We start from the raw sequence: 7454 nt of genomic DNA on the forward strand, positions 1-7454 counted from the left end.
ACAGGTGCGTGGAATCCGTTATCCAAAGTGGCGTCGCACGACGCCACTATATTGAATGTCGATGTCGAATCATTCACAACGGTGTACCTACCGATTGATCAATCAACTTGAATTACCGCCACTGACCATCGAGGCATGATAAATGAGACGGTATTTCCGTTTACATGTGCTTCCTGGACGAGCGGTCGAACTGCGCGCGGGTCATCCAGCGTGTTGCGGGCCGAGAGCGAATCAGGAGCAATCAATTCCAGATTTGCATGGCGCGGGGTCTGAGGGCCGATTTCCAGGTTCACTTTGGTTGCGTCTTCCGACGGATTAACTGCCTTAACGCAAATCTCGCCTCGATCATCTGAAATGGTTGCCACGGCGTTGAGTGGACCAAAATCGCCTTCAAGAGTTAGACGGGTGGCATAGTAGTGATCGCGATACAATTTCATGACCACGTAGTTTGGCGCCGGATACCATGTGCGGTTGTCAAAATTAATGAGCGCATTGTCCCACGACGTTGCGGACGACTGTCGCAGGAACAGAGCGGGGCACGACATGGGAACTACGTCACTGTTGCGTTCCAAGACGTTCAGGATTCCCGCCGCATACAGACCGGTTCGCCAATCCGTCGACATGTAGTTCCACTCGGAAAGATAAAGCGTTAGATTCGGATTTGTCGATTTGGATATTGCGTTGCGCAATTCGGAAATATGCGCTTCAAATTTTGGCGGTCCCGTTTTAAACTTGGACACGTCGGGCGCGATTGGACCACGGCTGTAGTTTTCGTAATGGTGGATGCTAAAGTAATCCCAGGATTTCAAATTTTCATCAAGCATGTGTAATGCCCAACCGTGATCTGCCTGCATTGTGGTACCGCCACCACCACAACCAACGATGACGATTTCCGGATCCCGCTTGCGCAGCGCTGTGGCAAAGCTATCGACTGCCTGAAGATAGGCTTCCGGCTTCATGGAAGTTAAATTCAGCTCGTTGTCGATCTCCCAGTATTTGACGCGGTAAGGTTCTGGGTGACCGTTGGCGACGCGAACTTTGCCCCAGTTGCTATCGGGCGCTCCGTTGCAATACTCCAGTTCGTCCACAGCTTCTTGCAGGTAATCTGCCAGTTGAGAATTGTCGCGGTGTCCCAGCGGAACGCAGATGACAGGCGAGGCGTGGACCAGCCGGCACAATGTCATGAACTCGTCCAAACCAAGGGCCAACGGGTCCATGTCGTCAGGCGACCCCTTGCCAACGCGCTTGGCCTGGGGACCGATTCCGTTTTTCCAATGATATCCACTGGCAAAATTACCACCGGGCCACCGGATAGTCGTGGGCTTTAGATCGGCAATAGCTTGCAGTAAATCCGGGCGGAAGCCACCGGTTGCCCGGCAAGAGTCGGCCATGAGACTGACTTGATCGAGCCAAAATTCCGCTTTTCCAGTCGTCAGTATTTGGAGAGTGGCGTTGTCGACAGACTCGGTCGGAGTGAGTACTACAGGGATTTCGCTCCACGGCGCGCCAGGAGCCGGAAGCTTTTGTTCGGCAAGGATGGATTGGCCTACGCATAATCGCACAAGAAGACCATCATTGGCTGTGCCGCGCGCCCATAGCGAGCCACGCAGTGCATCATTTCGGCGGATGCATAAGTTATTTTGCGCCACGCCGCCGCCCGAGCCTGGTGTAATAATCCTGGCACAGCGACTCCCGTTGAGAGGAAGTTCCGAATCAAGTGTGACTTGTGCATTCCCGACGATCTCCCAACGATGGAGCGGGCTGGAATCTCCACCCTCCTGTTGCGATGGTAGATCGGCTGCAGACTTAGAGGCTGACGATTCGCGTCCGTCTGCGTGGTGTGGCGGCAACATTTCCTCAAAGCTGCGATTGACAATGAGCTCGCCCCACAATCCACCATTGACTGAGTGTAAAATGTGTTCCAGGAATTGACCATAAATATTCGCAGACACCTGACCGACTGGTCGATCAGTGTGAATTTGCAGATTGGTCTCTGGCGAATCGGCTAGGGACCGGTGTGCCGACCAAACCGTTGAGCTTATCAAGCATAACAGGCCGAGTCCCAAAACATATTGAGCGGATTTGGGCATAAATCAGTTCTTTGCGGCCGCTGACGGCGATTGGTGAACGGCCTGGCTCTCAATCCAAATTGCCTCTCCGCCGGACGGCTGCAGCGGTACATCAAGAACAGCCTGCCCATTAACAGGTTGTGTTTGAACGCCAACTTTGGTTCGTGTTTCGACGGAATCGTCGTCCGCATAAATATGAGCCGAGTAATTTTCGCCTTTCGTTAGAAAATCCAGCGGCACCTTTAGATCGCGGGCCTCATTCCCATTGATGATGCCGATGAACCAGTCATTGCCACTGCGCCGGGCGACCGTGGCATACTTGCCAATGTCTCCGTTGATGACTTTGGTTTTATCCCAAACGGTGGGAACTTTTTGAAAAAATTCGATTTCAGGCTCATGATGGTAATCTGTCGGCTTGTCGTACCACATGATCCATTGCAAAGGGCTGTACGACACCACCGCCATTGCCAATTGATGGGCGTGGGTGGTTTGCAGTCGATGGTCGTAATAGCACACGGTGTAATCAGCCGCGCCGGCAATGTACCGTGTGAAGGGGAGCGTGCAATTGTGCTCAGCGGTGGGAAAATGCTCGTTGCCTCGAATTCCTTCCACTGTCATCAAATTAGGATAAGTGCGCGAATAGCCGGTGGGACGGTAACCGTCGTGTATGTTAAGCAGCAGATGATGTTCGGCTGCCTTTTGGATCGTCTCGGTGATCCAGGCAGTATCGGTTGCGGGCCCCACCTGGACAAAACCGAGTTTTAAGCCTTTGACCCCCCATTTTTCATAGAGCGAAAACAGTTCATCGCGCTGACGTGAGGCCTGCCGCCAATCCACGTAGAGAATTAGCCCGATGTTTTTTTCGTTGCCATGGCGGACGATTTCATCAATATCCAAGCCGGGGCGGCGTACGGTCGTCGCATCGCCAGTTCTGGCATCGATCGTGCCGTACCAGCCGTCGTCCAGTTCAACGTAACTCAGACCCGCTGTCGCTGCAAAATCGATAATTGCTTTGGAGTTGGCCGTGGTAAGCGTCGTATCTCGCATGCACTTACCAGGCTTAATCCAGGCAGGATCATTTAGCACCAGCGGCGAATTCAAATTCAGCAACAGGTAATTCCGCTCCAACAGATCGCCGGGCTTTTGCCCAACCACAATCACCCGCCACGGCGTTGATTCTCCTGGATGTAAGGTAGTGCGGGCATTGCGGCCGTTATCGGCCAGGCCGCTGCGAGGCACCGTATTGGATGTTGTGCCGCCTAACGCCGTAACTAGCGTGCACGAGGTATCTGTCACGTTGGGTGATTTTTGAGGGTCGGTGACAGCACTAGGTGGCGATAGTAGCATGCGCGGGTAGCGTTCGTTGTCCGCTTCGGCGATGCTGGCGAATAAACCATTGGCATATTCGACGGTTAAAGGTCGCTCGCATTGCGGTTGAAAATCTTCGATCCGAGACCGTTTATATTCACCCTCGGTGGCATGTTCCTCGTAACCCCAAGTGTTTGCCGGAAGGCGAAATTCAGTCTTTTCTGCTGTCAAATTGAAATCGCTGGCCCCGTCAGTTTTTGGAAATGTATATCGCAGAGCCGCCCCTTCGTTGTAGGCGCGAAAAGTAAGTTGCAGGGGGCGCCCCGAATTGTTCCGCAAATTTACGGTCAACTCGTGGTAATTATCCGGCACGGTTTTGCGTTCGCCATAAACTTGAGACCATTGGCCTTCGTGCTCCTGAGTGGAGCTGCTGATAACGCTAAATCCGCTGGTGAAGTCGGGCTCAAAACCCAGGCCTGAAAATACCAACATGGATTTGCTCAAGTATTCCACTTCGTACGATGGTTCACCGTCTTCTTGCAATGCAAACCGCACAACGACGTTCCCATCGGGCGATTTAAGCTCATCGTCTGCGGTAGCCCCGCGAATAAAAACCAATGAAACGACGGTAAGGGCTCCAAGTAGAATTGCAAAACATCGTCTGTAAGAAGTGAGCATGATATGCAACCTGGAATTCTATTTATTTTGTCAGCAGATCTTGCAGTGATCCGAATAGTTTCAGCGATTAGATCTGTGGATCATAAGAACTACTTGACAATCAAAAACGTCTGTTCGATAGGATCTGCTGTTTTAAGTTGCGGCTCGACGGAGCGCCCGTATTGCCAGGCGACGACGGTCACCTTCACCGGAAATTTGGATCGCGGTGGAAGCGGCGTAAATTGAAGCGTATCGCCGTTCACTTCAGCCGGACCTTCCCGCACGTAATAATAAACCGGCACGTTGGCGTCGGAGGTGGCCGCAAGCTTTACGCTGGAAGTTCCCAGTTTCTGGTGAGGAATTTCCGGAAACGATATGTGCTGTTCTGCCCCTTGGGTGTTGTTGCCTGGAATGAACATATGGGCTTGTTGCACTGCAGGCTTGTATTCCTCATCACCCGGGTGCGTTGCGGCAAACACTAACTCATACTGCTTTTCGTGCCCGGTGGTTTCTCGCTGAAGGCGAACGGAGAAAGTGTCGGGCGCGATTTTTTCGAATGGGCCGCAAATTCGATCAATGGAAATCGGACCACCGCCAGAGGCATGGCCAATGGGCGAACCCTCGCGCAAACCGGTCCACGCTACCGGACGTGGACTGCCGCCGGGGACGGTGTCGTAAAACGCGCCAGTCAGCCTGAATGTAATGCCATCAGCCTGCGGCTGGAATTTAAGATTAATTTGCAAATGTTCGTTGCGCTGAGGAACAAGCTCGCCATCTTGAACGTACCCAATCAACTGCGGTTTAAGCCCTTGATAAGCGGACTCATATTTTTCTGTGGCGCGTGCTAGTTCCTCGTCAAAAAACCAAAACGCCTGCTTAGGATCGCCGGTGTATTGATCGACCGGTGCCGGCGCCGCGACCGGACTTTGGTTGAAACGCCACTTATCCACCAGCCAGCCGGTTTTGGTCGGATCGATGAGATTGAGCTTTAGCGGTTGATTGTCGGGGGATGCGCGTGTTTCGCCGGCCCCAATTTCAACGTCGTTCGGCAATCGGTACTGCATCACCTTTTTAAGATACAGCGCTAAATAGTCCTCCTTGGCTTCTGTGCTGGCAAAATGCCCTTGCGCCGGATTCGCTAGCATACTCAGAGGCATTAACGGGTGCTCCTGCCGTTCTTTGAGCCCCTCGGTCGACCAGGTGTTGGCTGCTTCGTACTCTCCCATAGATTCTAAAGCGGGAATGAAATCGATCGTCCTCTCACCCCAAATTTCGGGCGCAAATGAACCACGCACGTAGGGCCATTGTCCGCTCACAGAAATGCAAGCCAGTGTACGTTCGGGCTTCCAGGCGGCTAAATAGTACGGCATACTAGCGGCGGCGGAATGTCCCACTCCCACCCAGGGAACCGTCTTGAGTTCGTTGTAGCCAGAGGCATCTGCCAGGTCGTTGAGAATGCCTTCCAGCGTTTCGCCGGCTCCCTCATTGAAATGGAAGAACAAATCCCAGCGGGGAGCGCACCACACCTCAGCTAGGTTTAATTGGCCAATTGCCGCGCGGAATTTTTGATTTTCAAATATGGATTGTTCTTCCATGTTATGCTGCGCGAACAAAACTCCGCGAACGCGATTACAGTTAGGCGGAATCCATAAAAAAGCGCGCGCGTCGCCGGCGTTGTCGCGCGCCCCGCGCACCACGATGGACCATTGCCAGACGGCAGCGATCGCCGAATGATCAAAAGGCGCGATGCTCATGGCGTTCAGGAGCAGCAGCACAATGAAGCCAGAAGTGCGATTAAATGTCATGGATTTTGCGCGGTTTGTTTGTTGTTGCTGATGGAAACGTTGTCGAACATCGCCGTTGTGGAAACCGTAGCAAGTCGAGAGCACACACACACACCGCACGACAATTCGCCGACCAGAGAGACATCAACAGAGCCGAGTCTTTCCCACTGTTGGCAGTCCATGGAAGTGTAAGCCGTAAACACATTGCCCGTCCGTTCCAGCCGCAGCCAATACGGTTTAACTAAACGGTTCCAAGTCACAGTGGGTGTATCCAGGTTCGGACCAGTTACCGCTTCCTTAGCCGTTGGGTTGGTGGAATCGCGCACAAGCAATTTCAAGCGCCAGCCGGGGACTTCGGCATCACGGTTCGTTTCTGCACAGATCAATAGTGCTACGCATGGCGCATCGGAGCGTAGCCCGGCACGCATCATCAAACCGAACTTGGCGAATTGCGAGGGCTCTTGTGGCACAAATCGCGCAGTTAGCAAACAGTCATTGGAAACTGGAGAATAAACAAATTGAAACTCGTCTTGGGTGGATCCAATATCGCTGCCCGCACCTTCCACAAAAAACGTTTGCCCATCAAATCGAGTTCTACCCAGTACTTTTAGCTGCCCGACATCGCGAGATTGCCATGGAAACGGCAAGCCAGCAGTGATGGGCATGTCTAAGGTGTCGGGGCTATTGCCGACAGAATTGGAAGCTGAGGTGACATAGAAATACGTGTGCCCCGGTTCTGCTGTGGCATCAACAAACGAAGGCGAGACGAGGTCGTCCGCCTCGACGCGATACGGACCACTACGCTGGGAGGCTCGTTTCACGGAATAACTGCTTGCCCCCAGCGAAGCAATCCAACGCAGGTCTCCTGGCACATTAGTCGCTGCGGCCATTACCGGTCCAGGCGTCGCCGGCGCCGTCGGCCTTTTATCAGACACCGACTGCGTAAACAGCAGCGTACCCATGCCTGGTTGATCGTAAGATGCGTCTTCGGGCCGGCGGTGAGCAGCAGCATCGGCAAGGTATTGCGATTCGATTCCCGCTCGATTGTGATAATGGTTATAGACTAGTTCCCAAATCGGCGCGAACCGGCCACGAGACAACGCCGCGATGCTGTTCGCTTTGTACTTACCTGTACGGTCCAAAAAGGGGACAAATGGAACATCCTTACCGAGATTGTACTTGGCGGTATACTCCAAGCCTTTCAGCAGCCGATTGTCGGCCGCTGAATACATGTCTAAGCCTTGGTGATAGCCAATTTCGCAAGCCAGCGCCAAAAAGCCCAGGCCCAATTGAGCGTGAGACTGATCCCGGCCGCTTTCTTGGCTCTGGCCGGTTTCGTTGATCACATAGTGAGCAAGTGCTCCATTCCCAGGTCCGTCCATGTAGTATCGCACTGCCCGATCGAATGTTTGCCGATTATCGCAAAACACACCGATCGACATCATCGTCGGTAGGCAGCACGCGTCCCAATTGCCGTTTGCATAGGTAGCAAAATCATGAATGACCGGCTCGACGACCAACGTTAGCCATTTTTCAAATTGATGTACCTCATCTTCCGGCCAGGCCCGGTAACAATGCCGCATTATTTCCGCAGCATTGGCAAACTTATAGCCATAGATGCCAGCGCACAAAACGG

General features: G+C 53.1%; 4 protein-coding genes. All 4 read right to left on the bottom strand.

All coding sequences use genetic code 11. The annotated features are described in order from the left end of the window. Positions 1-98: 98 nt before the first annotated feature. Positions 99-1853: an alpha-L-arabinofuranosidase C-terminal domain-containing protein gene (locus VMJ32_18335; protein HTQ40979.1), complete on the bottom strand. Its 1755-nt coding sequence runs from the start codon at positions 1851-1853 to the stop codon at positions 99-101. Positions 1854-2093: 240 nt separating this feature from the next. Beyond that, positions 2094-4055: a glycoside hydrolase family 97 catalytic domain-containing protein gene (locus VMJ32_18340; protein HTQ40980.1), complete on the bottom strand. Its 1962-nt coding sequence runs from the start codon at positions 4053-4055 to the stop codon at positions 2094-2096. Positions 4056-4144: 89 nt separating this feature from the next. Further along, positions 4145-5839 carry a hypothetical protein gene (locus tag VMJ32_18345; protein ID HTQ40981.1) on the bottom strand — a complete coding sequence of 565 codons (1695 nt, stop codon included), beginning with the start codon at positions 5837-5839 and terminating at the stop codon, positions 4145-4147. Beyond that, a partial coding sequence (locus tag VMJ32_18350) for an alginate lyase family protein (GenBank protein ID HTQ40982.1) occupies positions 5836-7454 on the bottom strand: 1619 nt, incomplete at its 5' end. The genes VMJ32_18345 and VMJ32_18350, both read right to left, overlap by 4 nt.

This window comes from Pirellulales bacterium, from assembly GCA_035499655.1.
Taxonomy (GTDB): Bacteria; Planctomycetota; Planctomycetia; order Pirellulales; family JADZDJ01; genus DATJYL01.

Bases quoted from the DNA above. Each gene is read 5' to 3' on its own strand.
- VMJ32_18335 (HTQ40979.1), bottom strand. From the start codon at position 1,853: ATGTTGCCGCCACACCACGCAGACGGACGCGAATCGTCAGCCTCTAAG.
- VMJ32_18340 (HTQ40980.1), bottom strand. From the start codon at position 4,055: ATGCTCACTTCTTACAGACGATGTTTTGCAATTCTACTTGGAGCCCTT.
- VMJ32_18345 (HTQ40981.1), bottom strand. From the start codon at position 5,839: ATGACATTTAATCGCACTTCTGGCTTCATTGTGCTGCTGCTCCTGAAC.